The sequence below is a fragment of the Streptomyces canus 299MFChir4.1 genome (genome assembly GCF_000383615.1).
In the GTDB taxonomy this organism is placed as follows: Bacteria; Actinomycetota; Actinomycetes; order Streptomycetales; family Streptomycetaceae; genus Streptomyces; species Streptomyces canus_C.
This window is the reverse complement of sequence record NZ_KB911583.1, coordinates 637,684-655,436: the sequence shown is the minus strand read 5'-3', so window position 1 is coordinate 655,436 and position 17,753 is coordinate 637,684. Positions and strand designations below refer to the sequence as shown.

The following is a 17,753-nucleotide window of genomic DNA, read 5'->3' as shown; positions in this document are numbered from 1 at the left end:
TGAGGGCTTCGAGGTGGGAGGTGCGGGTGGCGCCGAGTGGGTGCCGGTCAGCCATCGGTCGATGCGGATGCTGTTGATCGCGGTGCCGGCGAAGGCGTGACCGAGGCGGGTCGCCAGCAGGTTGCGGTAGCGGGTGCAGCGGAAGGTCGGTGACTTGGACGGCCTGGGAGATCGTGCCTTCGACCCCGGCCGCACCAGCTCCCCGCCGGTCGATCTTGTTGACGAAGACCAGGGTCGGGATGCGCAGCCGCTCCAGGGTCCGCATCAGGACCCGGGTCTGCGCCCCAGGGGTTCACCGTCGCCACCCGGCTGACCGCGTCACCCGCGAGCTCTCGCACCGCGATCCGGACCGGGCGATGGCGGCGCTCGCCGCCGCGGTGCCCGACTGGCGCGTGGGTACCCGGCTCGGTGAGCTACGTGCGCGGGTTCCTGGACCGCTGGGAGCAGCGGGGGACGGCTCGCGGGGCGGTCGTGGTGGTGCTCTCGGACGGCTGGGAGCGTGGCGAGCCGGGGCTCCTGGCGGACCGGATGCGACGCTTGCACCGGCTGGCGCACCGGGTGACCTGGGTCAATCCGCCCAAGGCGCGCCCCGGACCCGCGCCCCTGGCCGCACCGGAGCGTCCGGCGGCGGCGGTGGTGAAAGGAGCCGACGATGCGTGACATCCTCCCGGTGCTGAACGGCTGGTACACGGCAGGGCTGCCGTTCGGACTGGCCACGGTCGTCTCCACGAGCCGCAGCGCGCCTCGCGATCCGGGCGCGGCCATGGCTGTCGGCCCGGACGACGAGGTCGTCGGCAGTGTGTCCGGCGGCTGCGTGGAGGGGGCCGTCTTCGAACTGGCCCAGGAGGTCGTGGCGAGCGGCGAGGCCCGCCTGGAGACCTTCGGCTACAGCGACGAGGACGCGTTCGCGGTCGGGCTCACCTGCGGTGGGGAGATCACCCTGCTCGTCCGGTCCGTGACGGCCACCGGCGATCCCGCGTTCGCCGAGGTCGCGGAGTCGGTCGCCGCGGGCCGCCCGGTGACCGTGGCGACGGTGGTGGACGGCCCGGCGCCCCGCGGTGCCACGCTCGCCGTGTGGCCGGACCGCGTCGCGGGCACCCTCGGCACCACCGGCCTCGACGTGGCGGTCACCGCCGACGCGCGCGGGGAACTCGCCCTGGGCGCCACGGGGTTGAGGCACTACGGCCCGCACGGGGAGCGGCGCGAGGACGCGGTGGGCGTCTTCCTGCACTCCTTCGCCCCGCCGCCGCGCATGCTCGTCTTCGGTGCGATCGACTACGCCGCCGCGGTCGCCCGGATCGGCGCCTTCCTCGGCTACCGGGTCACGGTCTGCGACGCCCGCCCGGTCTTCGCGACGCCGAAGCGCTTCCCGGAGGGCGTGGAGGTCGTCGTGGACTGGCCGCACCGCTACCTCGGCGGCACCGCCACCGACGATCGCACGGTGATCTGCGTCCTGACCCACGACCCGAAGTTCGACGTGCCCCTGCTGGAGGAGGCGCTGCGCCGGCCGGCGGCGTACATCGGGGCGATGGGCAGCCGCCGTACGCACGACGACCGGATGAAGCGGCTCACCGCTTCGGGGCTCACCGAGGCCGAACTGTCACGGCTGCGCTCGCCGGTCGGCCTGGACCTCGGGGCCCGCACGCCGGAGGAGGTCGCCGTGTCCGTGGCCGCCGAGATCGTCGCCCTGCGCTGGGGCGGCAGCGGTGCCCCGCTGACCGCGACGGCGGGGGCGATCCATCCGTCCTCGTGAAGCCTGGCTGTTCGTGAAGCCTCGACATCGAGCGGGTCGCGCCCTGTATGCCCGGGGCGGTGGTCGAGGACTACGACGGCAAGACCGTGACCGGCTCCGTGAAGGTCAGGTCGGGCCGATCACCGTGACGTACAAGGGGACCGCCGTCTTCGAGGAACAGGACGAGGACGCGCACCGCATGGTGCTGATCGCGAGCGGCCGGGAGATCCGCGGCCAGGGCACCGCGCGAGCCACCGTGACCGGCACGCTCACCGGACAGGACGGCGGTACGGCCGTGTCGGTGCGGACGGATCTGGCGGTGACCGGGCGGTCGGCGCAGTTCGGGCGGGGTGTGCCGGCGGAGGTCGGTGACCGGCTGGTCGGCCGGTTCGCCGCGTGTCCGGCGGAGCGGCTGGGCGAGCGCGAGGCCGTCCCGGAGGCGGCCCGGCCGGCCCTGGAAGCCGACGGCGAACCGCTCGACCTGCAGCGCGCGATCGGCGTACCGGTCGCCAAGCGGGCGGCGGGCGCGCCGGCGGCCACCGCCGTCGTGGTGGTCGCGGTCACGCGGATACGACGACGGATGCGAAAAGTGTGAGGCGCAAAAGTGTGAGGCGCGCTCGAAGGGGTAGTCGCCGAGTACGGGAGAGGGCGTCCGAGCCCTCACCCCGCCTCCGATCGGGAAGGAGGTCCGTGAAAGCGCACACTCGCAGCGTCCGGGCCGCTTTCTTGTACACGGAGCGGCCCGGATCTCATGAGCGCCGGTGGGCCGGGGCGAGCGCGCCCGGCAGCAGAGTCAGCGCAAGCACGGCGGCGGCCGCGTAGAAGCAGGCCGAGCCGAGGGCCACGGCGTGGCCGGCATGTATCCGTCGTATCAGCCGGCACTGACAGTGCGGGCCGGCAGGCGGTGCAGCGTCACGTCCGTGAGCCGGCCGTCGGACACGGTGGCCGTCATGTAGGTGCAGTGGGGCTGGCGGCGGCGGTCGGTCGGCGAGCCGGGGTTGAGCAGCCGCAGTCCGCCGGGGGCGGTGGTGTCCCAGGGAATGTGGCTGTGGCCGAAGACCAGGACGTCTGCGTCGGGGAACCGGGCGGCGCAGCGGGCCTCGCGCCCCTGGGCGGCACCGGTCTCGTGGACGACGGCGAAGCGCAGGCCGCTCAGCTCGACGTACGCCACCTCGGGCAACCTGGCGCGCAGCTCGGGCCCGTCGTTGTTGCCGTGGACGCCGACCAGCCGTGCGCTGCGGCTCTCCAGCAGGTCCAAGGTGGCGATGTCCACCCAGTCTCCGGCGTGGAACACGACGTCGGCGTGCGGGAGTTCGGCGAGCAGCGGGGCCGGGAGCTGCTTGGCACGCTTGGGAAGGTGGGTGTCGGACATCAGCAACAGGTGCACGGCGTCACCCTAGAGGGGTGCTAGGCCGGCCCCGGTCATCTGCGGGGCGCGCCTGTGCCTGCCTCGAAGTCCGTGTCGAAGTCGCGGAACCGGCGACGCCTGTCCGCCATCTTCATCAACGCGGTACCGCGATCGCGGCGTCGGCCGTCGCCGCCTCGCTGCCGCGGGTCCGCCGCACGTCGCGCCCTCGCCAGTGTGCCGCCGGTCAAGGCAGCCTGCTGCCACGGTACTTGCTCGGCAGCGTTAACATCGGCACACAACGCGTCAATCCGTGACGCAAGCCACAAGCCACCCAAGGAGTCCGGACACCGATGCCGGTCAAGGTCAGCGTCGTCATCCCCGTCTACAACCCGGGGAACTACATCGAGGACTGCGTCGCCTCGCTGCGCAGGCAGTCCCTGCCCCCGGACGAGTTCGAGGCGATCTTCGTCGACGACGGTTCGACCGACGACACGCCGGCCCGGCTCGACGCGCTCGCCGCCGAGGTCGAGAACATGACGGTCATCCACCAGGAGGCCTCCGGCTGGTCGGGCAAGCCCCGCAACGTCGGGATCGAGGCCTCCCAGGGCGAGTTCGTCATGTTCGTCGACAACGACGACTACCTCGGCGACGAGGCCCTTGAGCGGATGTACGACTACGCGGTCGCCAACGGCGCCGACGTGGTCGTGGGCAAGATGGCCGGCCAGGGCCGGGGCGTCCCGGTGGAGCTGTTCCGCCGCAACCACCCCCGTGCCACCGTCGACAACGCCCCGCTGATCGACAGCCTGACCCCGCACAAGATGTTCCGGCGGGCCTTCCTCGACCGGATCGGTCTGCGCTTCCCCGAGGGCAGGCGCCGGCTGGAGGACCACGTCTTCGTCACGGAGGCGTATCTGCGCGCGGACAACGTCTCCGTGCTCAGCGACTACGTCTGCTACTACCACCTCAAGCGCGACGACGCCTCCAACGCGGGCTTCCAGCGCTTCGACCCGGTGGGGTACTTCGCGAACCTGCGCGAGGCGCTCGACGTCGTCGAGAAGTACACCGAGCCGGGGCCGACCCGCGACCGGTTGTTCCGTCGCTGGCTGCGCAACGAGATGGTCGAGCGGATGCGCGGCAGGCGGCTGCTCGCCGCGCCCGAGGACTACCGCAAGGAGCTTTTCACCGAGATCCGCGGCGTGGTCGTCGAGCGCTTCGGACCCGGGGTCGCGGCCGGTCTCCAGCCCACCCAGCAGGTCGTCGCCGCGCTGATCGCCGACGGCCGGCTCGACGACCTGGTCGCCTTCGCCGAGTGGGAGGCCTCCGTCGCGTCCGTCGTCGAGCCGGACGGCGTCGAGTGGGACGGGGGTGTGCTGCGGGTCGGCCTGTCCGCCGAGCTCGCCTCCGGCGGTACGCCGATGACGTTCCCCGCCGAGGGCAGCTCCGCCCCGCTCACCGAGCCGCCGGCCTCCGTGGCGGAGGCCGTGGACCGGGTCGGCGCCCACAGCGTGGCCGGTTTCAAGCGCGCCACGGTGGACCTGCTGCTGCGGGAACGATCCAGCTCCGCCCAGTACTTCCAGCCTGTGGAGTTCACCCGGGAGACCGTTCCGGCGCAGGACGGCCGGGTGCGGCTGGTGCTGCGGGGCACGGCAGCCCTGGATCCGGCCACCGCGGCCGACGGCGGCCCCCTCGGCGCCGGGCTGTGGGACGTGTTCGTCCGCGTCAAGCTGGGCGGCTGGACCAAGCAGTCCCGGCTGGGCCCGGTCTCCCTGAGGGGACGTACGGCCGCGGACGCCGGTGTGGCGGGCGGCCGGGTCGTGCTGCCGTACTGGACCGCGAAGCAGGGCACCCTCGCCCTGGACGTCGACATGGCGGGCGAGCGTCTGAAGCTCGGGCGGGTCACGCCCGGGGAGGTCACGGTCACCGGTGACCGCGTCGAGGTGCCGGTGCCCTTCCACGTGCCCGGTGACACGCCGGTGCTGCTCAAGCTCACCGGTGGTTCCGGCGCCGCGCCCGCGAAGGAGGTGCCCGGCACCCTGCGTCCCCAGGGTTCCGCGGCCCTCCTGGAGGCGGTGCTGCCGGTGGGCGACCTGACCGGAGGGGCCTGGCGGGTCGCGCTGAGCCCGGCGCCCGGCGCCGAGGAGCCCCGCTTCCATCCGCTGCCGTTCACGCTGCGGGTGAAGGGGGGCAGCGTCCAGGTCGTGGCCGTGCGCTCGCCCCGGAGGCCCGCCGCCGGACAGCCGCTGGTCCGCAGGGCGAGGCGGCTGGCCGGAAAGTTGGTCCGCCGACTCAGGGCACGCGCCGGGTAGCGGCCGGGCCGCAGGGCGAAACAGAGCCGGGGAGGACGCGGACGCGTCCTCCCCGGCTCACCGCGCTCGGCTCAGCCGGCGTCGCTGAGCTGCTGCAGGCTGGTGCGCAGGTGCTCCCAGCTGCGGTCCCGCTTGCTGCCGCGGTTGCGGGCGTTCACCAGCGCCTTCCAGAAGGCGGCGTCGATCAGCGTCTCCGGCTTGATCGCCACGGTCCGCTCCAGAACCGCCTCCGGCACCTTCTGCGGGTCGGGGACCACGTACTCCGCGATGATCTCGTCGTACTTGTCCTTGAGCACCGTGTTGGTCGGGTCCGCGCCGAAGACCACGAGCTGCCCGGTGGGCTCGGTGTCGACCAGGACCGTCACCAGGTCGGGCCGGTAGCGGTTCAGGACCTCGATGACCTTGTAGACGTCACCGGTCCAGGCGTTGGTGTGCCGGTCGCGGGCCGCCTCGTCCACGTTGCGCGGGAGCATGTCGTCGAAGACGATCACGCTGGCCCAGTCCGCGTACTTCTCGACGTTGATGAAGTCGCGCAGCGCGTACTCGAACAGGTGCATGCCGTCGATGAACGCCAGGTCGAGCGTGACGTCCTTCCAGTAGCCGAACGGGCTGCGGTTGCGGACGATGTTGCGCAGCGGGTGGCGGCCGCCCTTGAGGTGCTGCAGCGGGTTCTCGCGCGCGAAGAAGTCGTCGCTGGTGGCCTTCGCCAGATGGACGTCGCAGCGGATCTCCGAGACCACCTTGAACGCCGGGTCGATCGCGATGCTCGGTACCCGGGAGAACGTCAGGCTGCGGCCGTCGTTGACGCCGATCTCCAGGTAGTTCCGGTTCGCGCTGGCTTTGTGGAGCCCCCGCAGGAACTCGTGACGTTTCACTGGGAATTCTCCTTGCGGATGTGTGGCAGTGCTTCGTGCAGGGCGGACCGCCGGTCCCGGTGCGAGGCCGGCGCGACCTCCGTCCACCGTCGTGCCCTAGGGCGCTGTAGGCGGGGCGTGGTGCGGGCCCGCTCACGGCCCCGCTGCTGATGGGGCCGTCCCGGTCCGGGTCGGCCGAGGTGCCGGGACAGACCCCGCCCCGGTCCGTACCGGCTGCCCGGGCCGGAACCGGTTTCCGTGGAACATACCTGCTGTGAGCTTCCCATGACAGGACTTCGCGCCGAGGAGCGTGATCCGGAGGGAAAAGACGGGCAAAGTACGGAAAGACGGAGGGTGGCGCTCCGGGTGGGGGGCGCGGTGCCGGGCTCGTCGGCGCAGACGGGTGCGGCGGCAAGGAGACTCATGAAGAGATCCGCACCTCGCCGCGGTCTCCACGGACAGGGACGGGACGGTGACGCAGGGGCACGCCCGCCAGGTGCCGGCGGGCGTAGGGGATGTCCAACTCGCCTCGCCGGGAAGGCTCGATGGCCCGCACGGCGTCAGGGCCGACGGGCGTGAACAGGGGTACGCCACCGTGGGCGTGGTCGTTCCCGGGCCGCTCCGGCTCTTCCTCCGGGCCGAACCCGGGTCTGTCGCCGACGATCACCTGAACCTGGGTGGCCCTCACATCGGTGAGGGAATCCAGGCCGCCGGACAGCGCGAGAGCCTTCATCTGCGCCACCCTAGCCCGGATCAGGAAGCACCAGCCATGGCAGGGGGGCGACTTAGGAGTGGCGCGGGGTGGACGCTCAGTCCTCGCCGCGGAAGATGTTGTCCTCTCCCGTGTGCGACGTGGTGGGTCCGACCCGGTCCGCCACCGCGGGCAGGCAGGTCCGCAGGTCTCCCTTGCCGTGCAGGCGGCGGGCCCTGGACCAGCCCGTCTCGGACCGGCGTACGACGGATTTCTGAACGGTCTGCGGGGTCACGGCGGTTCACCGTCCTTCCATGCTGCCCTCCGGGTCCCCAGGAGGGCGCGGGACAAACGGACCGGGAGGCCCGTCAGCCCCTCGCCCCGCACACACATTCGCCGAGGAACCAGGGCGCCGGAACTTGACGGCCCGCCGAACCGGCCTGCCCGGCTCAGGTGTTGGGCCGTGCCACGCTGATGTCGCCCAGGGCCGATCCGGGATCGCGTTCCATGGCCGTGTCGCCGAGGGAGACGATGCCGACGGCGTGGCCGTGGTCGACGACCGGGAGGCGGCGCACGTCATGCTCGCGCATGAGCTCGATCGCGTGGTCCAGGTCGTCCTCGGGCGTGACGGTCACCAGGTCGTCGCTGCGCGCGCCGGCCACGGTGGTCTGTTCCGGGTCACCGCCCTCGGCCAGGGAGCTCACGACGAGGTCGCGGTCGGTGACCAGGCCGCGCGGCTCGTCGCCGTCGGTGACCAGGACGGCGCCGAGGTCCTGGTCGCGCGTGATCCTGGCGACGGCCGTCACGGAGGTCTGCGGTTCCACGGTGACCGGGGCGCTGGTCATGATGTCGCTGACGTGCTGAGTCATGACGTACCTCGCTGTCTGCGGGGATGGTCCGCGCCGGGTACCCCTCCTCAGCCGTCGAGTGCGATCTCGCTCCACACCTGTTTGCCGCCGCTGACGGGGACGCTGCCCCAGGCCGCCGAAACGGCCTCTACGAGCATGATGCCGCGGCCCCCGGTGGCCTCCCAGCCGATGTTGGTGGGCTTGACGGGGGTGCGCGGCGAGGTGTCGGCGACGGAGACGCGCAGCCGCCTCCCGATGAGGGTGAGGTCGAGGCGGACCTGGCCGCCGGTGTGCACGAGAGCGTTGGTGACGAGTTCGGACACGACGAGCAGGGCGGTGTCCACGGCGTCCTCGGGGACGCCCCAGACGCGCAGGGTGCGACGGGTGAAGCGGCGGGCGTGCCGGGCGGCCTCGGGGACCCGCCAGACCGTCCAGGTCTCCCGGAGCGGGTGGGTGGCCATGCCGTCGTAGCGCAGCAGGAGCAGGGCGACGTCGTCGCTGCGGCGGGCGCCGCCGAGCAGGACGTCGGCCACGAGGCCGAGGTGGCCCGGGTCGGAGACGGCCAGCCCGTGCGCGAAGCGGTCCATGCCCACGTCGATGTCCGCCTCGGTGGACTCGACGAGGCCGTCGGTGGTCAGGGCGACCACGGTGCCGGGCCGCAGCCGGAGCGGGGTCATCGGGAAGTCGGCCTGGGCCACCACGCCGAGCGGGGGGCCGCCGTCGCTCTCGGCGATCTCGGTGCTGCCGTCGGGGTGGCGCAGCACCGGCGGCAGGTGTCCGGCGCGGACGCACCAGGCGGTGCCCTCCTCCATGTCGAGGTCCACATAGGTGCAGGTGGCGAAGAGGTCGGTCTCCAGGTCCATGAGGAGGCGGTTGGCGTGGGCGACGACGACGTCCGGGGGGTGTCCCTCCACGGCGTAGGCGCGCAGGGCGGTGCGCATCTGGCCCATGAGGGTGGCGGCGGCGGCGCTGTGGCCCTGGACGTCGCCGATGACGAGGGCGACGTGGTTGTCGGGCAGCGGGATCACGTCGTACCAGTCGCCGCCGAGTTCCAGGCCCGCGGTGCTGGGCAGATAGCGGGCGACGGCGACCGCCCCGGGCAGTTTGGGCAGCCGGCGCGGCAGCAGCTGGCGCTGGAGCATGCCGACGAGTTCGTGCTCGGCGTCCAGGGCGTGGGCGCGCATCAGTGCCTGTCCCGCGAGACCGGAGGAGGCGGTGAGCAGGGCGCGTTCGTCGGCGTCGAAGTGGTGCGGGGTGTCCCAGCCGATGAGGCAGGCTCCGGCCATGCGGCCCGCGGCGGGCAGTGGCAGGACGGCGAGGCCGCCGGGGCCGACGTCCGCGAGAGCGGGTTCGAGGACGGTGCCGGCCGGCCAGATCTGGGCGCGGCCCTCCCGCAGGGCGGTGGCCAGGGTGGGCATGGCCTGTACGGGCGCCTCGGGCCACTCGCTGCGCCACTCCAGGCGCCACAGCTCGGGCCAGGACTCCGGTTCGGGCGGGTCGAGGACGGTCACGACGAGCCGTTCGTTCTCCAGCTCGGCGAGGGCGATGCGGTCCGCCCTGAGCGGGGCGCGGAGGGCGGAGACGACGGCCTGGCTGACGTCGCGGACGGTGCCGGCCATGGAAAGGGCGGCGGCCAGGCGCTGGACGCGGGCCACGTCGGTGACGTCGGAGCGCAGGGTGGAGGCGTCGGCGACGGTGCCCACGAGCCGGGCGGGGCGGCCGTCACCGTTGGCCGGAATGCGACCGCGCAGTCTGAGCCACTTGGGCGGCCCCGAGGGCTGGAGGATGCGGAACTCCAGTTCACGGTCGCCCACGGACAGGTGACCGGCCTCGAACAAGGACATCAGCGAGGGCAGGTCCTCGGGCACGGTCAGGCCGAGCAGGGTCTCGATCCTGCCGTCGAAGGCGGCCCGGCTCAGGCCGAACAGCTCCAGGATCGCGTCGCCGACCTCGACCCGGCCGGTGTCGAGGGCGAGGCTGAACGCGTGGGAGCCCAGTTCCGCGCCTTCCGGGGCGGGGGCGGGCACGGGGCAGACGACCGCGCCGGCGATCTGTTCGAGGCACTTGCGGTCCTCGTCGTCGAAACCGTGCGGGTCCTCGCTGACGGCGACGAGACAGGCCCTGCTGTCGTCACCGTGCGCGGGCAGCACGGCCAGGTGGAAGTCCCGCCGGGCCACCCTGCGGGACTCGGCGCAGCCGGCGAGTTCCTCCGGGCCGAGGAAGACCGGCCGGCCCGAGCGGTACGCGTCGGCGGGCGCGGAGTCGCCGGAGCCCGCATAGCTGTCGCGCAGCCCGTAGACCGTCCGGGGGACGCCGGCCGACTCGACGAGGTACAGCTGGTCGCCGTCCTCACCGGGCCGGTACACGGCGGCGAGGGTCGCCCCGGTGAAGACGAGCGCCTGTTCCAGGACGCGGCGCAGCCTTTCCGGCGATTCGGGACCGTCCGTGAGCGAGGTCAGGGCGTTTTCGGCACGCAGCGTTCTCGTTCTGCGTCCCGTAGCGCCCTCACTCACCACTTGGCCATTACAGCGCTAATACGGCATGGGCGCAGCCCCTGTGAGCGTTCGGTGGAGCGACCGCGGCCCCCCGCGCTCGAAACCCCTCGAACAAATCTTGACGCATGCGTTTCGCACGGTGATCTCGTGACAGCCGTGACTGTCCGTGGCCACCGCCTCGCTGGAAGGCTCTGTGGCGGGCCAAGAAGGGGGACGCATGGACAAGCGCTACGAGGTGTACGCGCTCGCCGACAGACACTTCTACGAGACGCCCGACCGGATCTCCGCCGGTGAGGCGCCCGTCTATGAGACGGCGCGCCGCGCGGTGCCGGCCGGCTGGGACGCGGCACGCATCGGTGACTGGCTGACGCTGACTCCGCTCGGTGCGGACGGGAAGCCGGCGCCGGGCCCCTCGCAGGGCTGGAAGATCCACGCCTCGGCCACCCGGGCGAACGCGGAGCGGATCGCCGCGATCGTGTGGGACTACTGCGTGCCCCGGCGCATCTCGTTCAAGTTCGTGCCGGGCCCGCATCTGCTGCACCTGCGCAACACCAAGTACGCGGCCCGCGACACCAGCGGCAAGTTCGTCACGATCTACCCGGCCGACGAGGAGCAGCTGCACGAGGTGCTCCGTGAGCTGGGCAAGCTCCTGGAGGGCTTCGAGGGGCCGTACATCCTCACCGATCTGCGCTGGGACGAGGGTCCGCTCTATGTCCGCTACGGCGCGTTCGCGCGCATGTTCGTCGTCGACGACCGGGGCTCGCTGGTGCCGGCGGTGCGGGACGGCCAGGGCAAGCTGGTGCCGGACCGGCGCGAGCCGTCCTTCCAGGTGCCCGGGTGGGTGACGCTGCCGGATTTCCTGGAGCCGCATCTGGAGGCGCGCAACACCACGACGGTCGGCGAGCTGCCGTACAAGATCGAGAAGGCGCTGCACTTCTCCAACGGCGGCGGTGTCTACACGGGCACCGACACCCGCGACGGGCGAAAGGTCGTCCTGAAGGAGGGCCGGCCGCACGCCGGCCTGGCCGCCGACGGGGCGGACGCGATCGCCCGGCTGGAGCGGGAGAAGGACGCCCTGGAGCAGGTGGCGGGAACGGGCGTGGTGCCCGAGGTGCGGGACTGGTTCACCCTCGGCGACCACCGGTTCCTCGTCATGGACTTCCTGGAGGGGCGCCCGCTGAACTCGTTCTTCGCGGAGCGGCATCCGCTGCTGACCCCGGACCCCGATCCGCAGGCCGTCGCCGACTACACGGCGTGGGCGGTACGCGTCCACGGGGCGGTGGAGCGGGCCGTGGAGGCGGTGCACGCGCGCGGGATCGTCTTCAACGACCTGCACGTCTTCAACATCATGGTCGGCCCCGACGAGGAGTCCGTCTCCCTGCTCGACTTCGAGGCGGCGGCCCCGGTCGAGGAGAACGGCCGCCAGGTGGTCGCCCACCCCGGCTTCTTCGCCCCGCCGGACCGCAAGGGCATCGACGTCGACCGCTACGCCCTGGCCTGTCTGCGGATCGCCCTGTTCCTGCCGGTGACCACGCTGTTCGTGGTCGACCGCGGGAAGGCGGCCCATCTGGCCGAGGTGATCCTGCGTCAGTTCCCGGACGTGCCGAAGGAGTTCCTCGACGAGGCGGTCACGGAGATCACCCGGGACATCGCCACCGACACCGGCGGCGAGCGTACGACCCCGAGGGCGGCACCGTCCTTCGTCGAACCCGGCGACTGGCCCTACAGCCGCGACTCCATGGTCAAGGCGCTCCTCGCCTCGGCCACCCCGGAGCGCGAGGACCGGCTCTTCCCCGGTGACATCACGCAGTTCAACGACGGCGGCGGCCTCGGGCTCGCCCACGGCGCGGCCGGGGTGCTGTACGCGCTGGACGCGGTCGGCGCGGAGCGGTACGAGGAGGGCGAGCGCTGGCTCCTGGCCCGCACCGCACCCCCGCCCACGGGCACACCGCTCGGTCTCTACGACGGTCTCGCGGGCGTCGCCCACGTCCTGGACCGGCTCGGACACCGGCAGCGCGCCCTCGACCTGGTCGAGCGCGTCCTCGCGGAACGCTGGCAGAACCTCGCCTCCGACCTGCACGGCGGCCTGGCCGGGCTCGGCCTGGTCCTCGGCGAACTGGCCCGCACGACCGGCGAGTCGGAGCTGCGGGAGCGGGCCGCCGAGGCCGCCGACGTCCTCGTACGGCGGCTCGCGCAGCCCCTCGCGGACACCCCCAGGCGGCGCCGGGCCGGCCTGCTGCGCGGGTGGACCGGGCCCGCGCTGTTCCTGCTGCGGCAGTACGAACACACCCATGAGCCTCTCCTGCTGAGGGCGGCCGAGGTGGCGTTGCGCAGGGATCTGGAGTGCTGCGTGACGCACCCGAGCGGCTCCCTGGAGGTGGACGAGGGCTGGCGGACACTGCCCTACCTCGGCGAGGGAAGCGCCGGCATCGGGATGGTCCTGGACGACTACCTCGCCCAGGGCGCCGACACCGAGGGCGAGTTCGAGCGGGCGCGCGCCGGGGTGCTGACCGCCGCCACCAGCCGCTTCTACGTCCAGCCCGGTCTCTTCCAGGGCCGTGCCGGGATGATCCTGCACCTCGCCCGCACGGACACCCCCGGCGCGACCCGCGAGCGGCTCGCCGAACAGATCGACGGGCTCGGCTGGTTCTCCATGGACTACCAGGGCCAACTGGCCTTCCCGGGCCACCAGATGATGCGGCTGTCGATGGACCTGGGCACCGGAACGGCAGGGTGCCTGCTCGCGCTCGGCGCGGCCCACGCGGCCCCCGGCGCCCCGGCCACCGCACACCTGCCGTTCCTGCCGCCGCTCCGGCGGCCCACCGAACGCGGTTCCGCGATGTGACGGAGCCGTGACCCAACCCTGTCCCCACGGGTGGACGACACCGAGGAAAGGAAACCGAGATGGCACTTCTCGACCTGCAGACGATGGAGTCCGACGAGCACACCGGCGGTGGCGGCAACAGCACCCTGAGCCTGCTGTCCTGCGTCAGCGCCGCGAGCGTCACGCTCTGTCTCTGACAGGCATCGTGCGCCCATGACTCCGGGCGGTCCATTCCCGCGAGGGAGGGACCGCCCGGGGTTCTGCACACCTCCGGAAGGCCGCCGTATGACGACTCGCACCTCGCCTCCGGCCCCGCACGGCCTCCTGGGTCCGGCCCCCGCCCGCTGTGTGCTCCTGTGTCTGGCGAGCACGGCGGCGACCGGCGCCGGACTGCTGCTGCCCGCGGCCCTCGGCCGCACCCTGGACCTGCTGCTGGCGCAGGCGCCGGCGACCCGCTGGGTCCTGTGGTGCGCCGGACTGGTTCTGCTGCTCGCGCTGCTCGACGCCGCGGAGACCGTCCTCGGCGGCACCCTCGACGCCCGCACCACCGCCTGGCTGCGCCGCCGCCTCACCGCTCACGTCCTGGCCGTCGGCCCGCGCGCCACCGCCCGCTTCGGGCCCGGAGACCTCGTCGCCCGCCTGGTCGGCAACGCCGCACAGGCCGGCACGGCACCGACCGCCCGCGCCGCCCTGCTCGCCGCGCTCGCCGGACCGGTGGGCGCCGTGGTGGCCCTCGGTCTCGTCTCCCCCTGGCTCGCGGCCGTGTTCCTGGCCGGAGCACCGGTGCTCGCCCTGCTGCTGCGCGCCTTCGCCCGGGACACCCGGGAATGCGTGACGCGCTACCAGGAGGTGCAGGGGCGGATCGCGCAGGCCCTCTCGGAGGCCGTCGGCGGACACCGCACCATCCGGGCCGCGGGGACGGAGGACCGGGAGACGGCCCGCATCCTGCGCCCGCTGCCCGAGCTGTCCGAGGCCGGTCACCGCATGTGGCGGGTGCAGGGCCGGGCCTCGGGCCAGTCCGTCGCCGTGGCCCCGCTGCTCCAGCTCGGGGTCCTCGCCGTGGCCGGGGTCCTGCTCGCCCGGCACCGCATCACCGTGGGCGAGGTCCTCGCCGCCTCCCGGTACGCGGTCCTCGCCACCGGCGTCGGCGTCCTGGTGGGACAGCTGTCCGGCCTGGCCCGGGCCCGGGCGGCGGCCGGCCGGCTGGACGAGGTCCTCGCGGAACCGGCCGTCCGGCACGGCGAGCGCGGGCTGCCGCCCGGGCCCGGGCGCCTCGAACTGCGGGGCGTCACCGCCCTGCGCGGCGCGCGTGCGGTGCTCGACGGGGTCGACCTCGTCGTACCGGGCGGGACGACCCTCGCGGTGGTGGGCCGCTCGGGGGCGGGCAAGTCGCTGCTCGCCGCGGTCGCCGGGCGACTCGTCGAACCGGATGCCGGGGAGGTCCTGCTCGACGGGGTGCCGCTGCGCGAGCTCGCCCACGACGAGCTGCGCCGCTCGATCGGCTACGCCTTCGAACGCCCCGCCCTGCTCGGTGGCACCGTCGAGGAGGAGATCGGCCTCGCCCTCCCTTCCCCCGCCCCCGCCCGCGTCCGGGAGGCCGCCCGCACGGCCCGTGCGGACGACTTCGTGCGCCGCCTGCCCAGCGGTTACGACACCCTCGTCGCCGACGCCCCGCGCTCCGGCGGGGAGTCCCAACGGCTCGGTCTCGCCCGGGCGTTCGCCCACGGCGGCCGGCTGCTCATCCTCGACGACGCCCTCTCCAGCCTCGACACGGTCACGGAGGCGCGCATCGCCGACGCCCTGGTGAGCGGCGGGGCGGGCGGCACCCGCCTGCTCGTCGCCCACCGCACCGCCACGGCGGCCCGCGCGGACGCGGTGGCCTGGCTGGACGGGGGGCGGGTGCGGGCGGTGGGACCGCACGAGGAGCTGTGGCGGCTGCCCGAGTACCGGGCGGTGTTCGGGGGCGGGGAGGACGCCGCGGACGGGGGGCCGGCGTGAGCGACGGCTCGGCACACGGCGGGATGTACGGGCGCGGTCTGCGCTACCTGCGGGCCCGGTGGCGGGTCCTCGTCCGCCTCGGCGGGTGGTCCGTGCTGGAGACCGGACAGACCTTCCTCACCGGGTACGCGCCCGCCCGTGCCCTGGACGAGGGGTTCCTTGCCGGGCGGCCCGGCGTCGGACTCGGGTGGCTCGGGGTGGCCGGGATCGGCGTGCTGGTGGGCGCGTTCGGAACGGTGCGGGTGTACGCCGGCGTCGCCGCGTTGGTCGAGCCGCTCCGGGACGTCCTGGTCGGGCGGGTCGTGGAGCGCGGGGTGCGGGAGGCGGACGCGGGGGCGCTGTCCGGGCTGACCCAGCAGGTGGAGATCGCCCGGGACACGTTCGCCGGGCTGGTGATGGTGTCGCGCTCGTTCGTGTTCACGGCCGTCGGCGCGGTGGTCGGACTGGCCTCGCTCGACCCGCGGCTCCTGCTGGTCGTGCTGCCGCCGCTCGCCGCCGGACTGGGCCTGTTCGCGGCCACGTTGCGTCCGCTGGCCCGCCGCCAGGAGGAGTTCCTCGTCGCCGACGAGGCGCTGGCGGACGGTCTCGGCAGGGTCTGCCCGGGGCTGCGGGACATCACGGCGGCCGGTGCGGAGGCCCGGGTCGCCGGCGACACGGGCCGACTAGTCGACACCGAACAGCGGGCGGCGTACTCCCTCGCCCGCTGGTCCGTCCTGCGCGTGGCCTCCCTCGCCCTCGGCGGCCAGCTCCCGATCGTCCTCCTCCTCGCCTGCGCTCCCTGGCTCCTGGCCCGCGGGGTCACCACGGGCGCCCTGGTCGGCGCCCTCGCCTACGTCACCCAGTCCCTCCTCCCCGCCCTGCGCAACCTCGTCCACGGCCTGGGCACGAGCGGCTCCCGGCTGGTGGTGGTGCTGCGGCGACTGGTCCGCGAGCCCGCAACCGCTCCGGCCGCGGGCGGGCAGGTCGTACGGAGGGAACCCCATGGTGCCCCTCCCCTGCCCAGCCGCACGGGCACTCCCGGCCCGGACGACGACGGCACCTACCCGGCGGCCCCCGGCATGGCCGCCCACCCGCCGGCTCCCGCGCTGCCCGGCGACCGCACGGACGCGCAGCCCGCTGACCGGCACGCCGGGGCAGCAGGCCACCGCCTCACCCCCCACACCCCCGCGGGGCCGACGGACCACGGCCCCGGCACCCGCCCCGCCGGTGCCGACGCCCGGCCCGGCACCGCCCCCCGCCCGGCAGACCGAGCCCCCGCCCTCTCCCTCACCGCCGTCTCCTTCGCCTACGGCCCCGCCGCCACCCCCGTCGTCGACCACCTCGACCTCGCCCTGCCGGCCGGCGCCCACCTTGCCGTCGTAGGCCCCAGCGGCATCGGGAAGTCCACGCTCACCGCTCTGGTCGCCGGTCTCCTTCGGCCCACCGGCGGAAGCATCCGGCTGTGCGGACACCCCGTGCCCTCCCCCGACGCGGCCGCCCTGCGCGTGCTCATTCCGCAGGAGGCGTACGTCCACACCGGCACCCTCGCCGAGAACCTCGGGCACCTGCGCATGGACCCGGTGCCCGAGCCGGAGCTGCTCGCGGCGGCGGAGGCCGTCGGGCTGGCCCCGCTCCTCGAAGCGCTCGGCGGGCCGCAGGCGAGCGTCGACCCGGCCGCCCTGTCCGCCGGTGAGCGGCAGCTCGTGGCGCTGACCCGGGCCTATCTGTCGTACGCCCCACTCGTCCTGCTCGACGAGGCCACCTGTCATCTGGACCCCCCGGCCGAGGAGCGCGCCGAGCGGGCCTTCGCCAACCGGCCCGGCACCACGCTGGTGGTCGTCGCCCACCGGATCAGCTCGGCCCGCCGTGCCGGCCGCGTGCTGCTGATGGACGGCTCGCGCACGGCGTACGGCACCCACGACGAGCTGGTGCGCGACTCGCCCGCCTACCGCGAACTCGTGGGCGGCTGGAGCGCCGTACCCCCGAAGCGGTCAGAGCCAGCCCTGCCCCTGGGAGATCCGGATCGCGTCGATGCGGTTGCGGGCCCCGGTCTTGCGGGTGATCGCGGCCATGTAGTTGCGCACGGTCCCGTGCGACAGGCACAGGTTCCGGGCGATCTCCGCGATGGAGGCCCCCTCGGCCGCGAGGGATAACACGCTCAGCTCCCGTCTGGTCAGCGGCATCTCCGCGGCCTGGAGGAAGCCGAAGCCCAGCGAGTCGTCGACGAAACGTTTCCCCTCGGCGACCCGACGGATTCCGCGCACCAGCCGCTCCGGCGCCGCCCCCTCCTTGTCCACGTACCCGAGCGCCCCCGCCTCGACGGCCCGCTTCAGCAGACCCGGCCGGTTGGCGCTGGCCATCACGAGCAGGCGCGGCGTACCGCGGTCCGACTCGCGCACGGCTAACTCCCCCAGCGGCGGGACGCCGTACGCGTCCGAGCATTCGAGGTCCGCCGCGCACACGTCGGGCCGCACGGTCCGCAGACGGCCGGGTGCGCTGTGCCACGGGGTGTCGAACACCCCGAGATCGGGTTCCCGGCGGAGCCACTCCGCCAGGGCCGATCTCACCAGACACGCGTCGTGCACCAGAAGCACCCGGATCACTGTTCGTCCCCCTTGATTCGCCGTACTCGGCTCGCTCGGTTCCGTGGGCATGAAACGCGTGCCCCATTGTTCGGG

The 17,753-nt window shown here is 73.6% G+C and carries 13 protein-coding genes and 2 pseudogenes; 8 read left to right on the top strand and 7 right to left on the bottom strand.

The genetic code is table 11. The features are described from left to right. Positions 1–408: 408 nt before the first annotated feature. The 3 genes and pseudogenes from H293_RS59105 to H293_RS52575 all read left to right on the top strand — a co-directional run. Positions 409–660 (top strand): VWA domain-containing protein, encoded by a 252-nt coding sequence (locus H293_RS59105; RefSeq protein WP_020117185.1) that lies wholly within the window; start codon positions 409–411, stop codon positions 658–660. Continuing rightward, positions 653–1,753 (top strand): XdhC family protein, encoded by a 1,101-nt coding sequence (locus H293_RS0107075; protein ID WP_020117184.1) that lies wholly within the window; start codon positions 653–655, stop codon positions 1,751–1,753. Before H293_RS59105 ends, H293_RS0107075 begins: the two co-directional genes overlap by 8 nt. A 20-nt stretch (positions 1,754–1,773) precedes the next feature. Continuing rightward, positions 1,774–2,327: pseudogene (locus tag H293_RS52575) on the top strand (SRPBCC family protein); the annotation flags it as partial. A gap of 276 nt (positions 2,328–2,603) precedes the next feature. On the opposite strand, the gene H293_RS0107060 reads toward H293_RS52575, so the two are convergent. Beyond that, entirely contained in the window at positions 2,604–3,119 is a 516-nt protein-coding gene (locus H293_RS0107060) for a metallophosphoesterase family protein (protein WP_020117181.1), read from the bottom strand. A gap of 311 nt (positions 3,120–3,430) precedes the next feature. Here H293_RS0107060 and H293_RS0107055 point away from each other — a divergent pair, with 311 nt between their 5' ends. After that, the gene (locus H293_RS0107055; RefSeq protein ID WP_020117180.1) at positions 3,431–5,386 is read left to right on the top strand and encodes a glycosyltransferase family A protein; all 1,956 of its coding nucleotides are present in this window, start codon (positions 3,431–3,433) and stop codon (positions 5,384–5,386) included. A 71-nt stretch (positions 5,387–5,457) separates the two neighbouring features. On the opposite strand, the gene H293_RS0107050 is transcribed toward H293_RS0107055, so the two are convergent. The 5 genes from H293_RS0107050 to H293_RS0107030 form a co-directional block, all read right to left on the bottom strand. Further along, on the bottom strand, positions 5,458–6,261 hold the full coding sequence (locus H293_RS0107050; protein WP_020117179.1) for a class I SAM-dependent methyltransferase: 804 nt from the start codon (positions 6,259–6,261) through the stop codon (positions 5,458–5,460). Positions 6,262–6,661: 400 nt separating this feature from the next. After that, positions 6,662–6,973, bottom strand: a complete 312-nt coding sequence (locus H293_RS0107045) for a hypothetical protein (protein ID WP_020117178.1) — start codon at positions 6,971–6,973, stop codon at positions 6,662–6,664. Positions 6,974–7,049: 76 nt separating this feature from the next. Next, positions 7,050–7,226, bottom strand: a complete 177-nt coding sequence (locus H293_RS59100; protein WP_020117177.1) for a hypothetical protein — start codon at positions 7,224–7,226, stop codon at positions 7,050–7,052. A 154-nt stretch (positions 7,227–7,380) separates the two neighbouring features. Further along, entirely contained in the window at positions 7,381–7,800 is a 420-nt protein-coding gene (locus tag H293_RS0107035; RefSeq protein ID WP_020117176.1) for a CBS domain-containing protein, read from the bottom strand. A 47-nt stretch (positions 7,801–7,847) separates the two neighbouring features. Next, positions 7,848–10,295, bottom strand: coding sequence for a SpoIIE family protein phosphatase (locus tag H293_RS0107030; protein ID WP_020117175.1), 2,448 nt, complete (start codon positions 10,293–10,295; stop codon positions 7,848–7,850). Positions 10,296–10,491: 196 nt separating this feature from the next. Between H293_RS0107030 and lanKC the strand changes: the two genes are divergently transcribed. From lanKC to H293_RS61340, 4 genes are all read left to right on the top strand, one after another. Next, entirely contained in the window at positions 10,492–13,119 is a 2,628-nt protein-coding gene (gene lanKC, locus H293_RS0107025; protein WP_020117174.1) for a class III lanthionine synthetase LanKC, read from the top strand. A gap of 59 nt (positions 13,120–13,178) precedes the next feature. Continuing rightward, on the top strand, positions 13,179–13,295 hold the full coding sequence (locus tag H293_RS0107020) for a SapB/AmfS family lanthipeptide (protein WP_020117173.1): 117 nt from the start codon (positions 13,179–13,181) through the stop codon (positions 13,293–13,295). A gap of 88 nt (positions 13,296–13,383) precedes the next feature. Further along, complete coding sequence (locus H293_RS0107015) at positions 13,384–15,096, top strand: ABC transporter ATP-binding protein (protein WP_020117172.1); 1,713 nt, start codon at positions 13,384–13,386, stop codon at positions 15,094–15,096. Between the two features lie 23 nt (positions 15,097–15,119). After that, positions 15,120–17,228 carry an ATP-binding cassette domain-containing protein gene (locus H293_RS61340; protein ID WP_033415297.1) on the top strand — a complete coding sequence of 703 codons (2,109 nt, stop codon included), beginning with the start codon at positions 15,120–15,122 and terminating at the stop codon, positions 17,226–17,228. On the opposite strand, the pseudogene H293_RS61335 reads toward H293_RS61340, so the two are convergent. Further along, positions 17,151–17,435 (bottom strand): annotated as a pseudogene (locus H293_RS61335) (LuxR C-terminal-related transcriptional regulator); the annotation flags it as partial. The gene H293_RS61340 and the pseudogene H293_RS61335 overlap by 78 nt on opposite strands. Positions 17,436–17,753 lie beyond the last annotated feature (318 nt).

Bases quoted from the DNA above. Each gene is read 5' to 3' on its own strand.
- H293_RS0107045 (WP_020117178.1), bottom strand. From the start codon at position 6,973: ATGAAGGCTCTCGCGCTGTCCGGCGGCCTGGATTCCCTCACCGATGTG.
- H293_RS61340 (WP_033415297.1), top strand. From the start codon at position 15,120: ATGTACGGGCGCGGTCTGCGCTACCTGCGGGCCCGGTGGCGGGTCCTC.
- H293_RS0107075 (WP_020117184.1), top strand. From the start codon at position 653: ATGCGTGACATCCTCCCGGTGCTGAACGGCTGGTACACGGCAGGGCTG.
- H293_RS0107020 (WP_020117173.1), top strand. From the start codon at position 13,179: ATGGCACTTCTCGACCTGCAGACGATGGAGTCCGACGAGCACACCGGC.
- H293_RS0107055 (WP_020117180.1), top strand. From the start codon at position 3,431: ATGCCGGTCAAGGTCAGCGTCGTCATCCCCGTCTACAACCCGGGGAAC.
- H293_RS0107015 (WP_020117172.1), top strand. From the start codon at position 13,384: ATGACGACTCGCACCTCGCCTCCGGCCCCGCACGGCCTCCTGGGTCCG.
- lanKC (WP_020117174.1), top strand. From the start codon at position 10,492: ATGGACAAGCGCTACGAGGTGTACGCGCTCGCCGACAGACACTTCTAC.
- H293_RS0107035 (WP_020117176.1), bottom strand. From the start codon at position 7,800: ATGACTCAGCACGTCAGCGACATCATGACCAGCGCCCCGGTCACCGTG.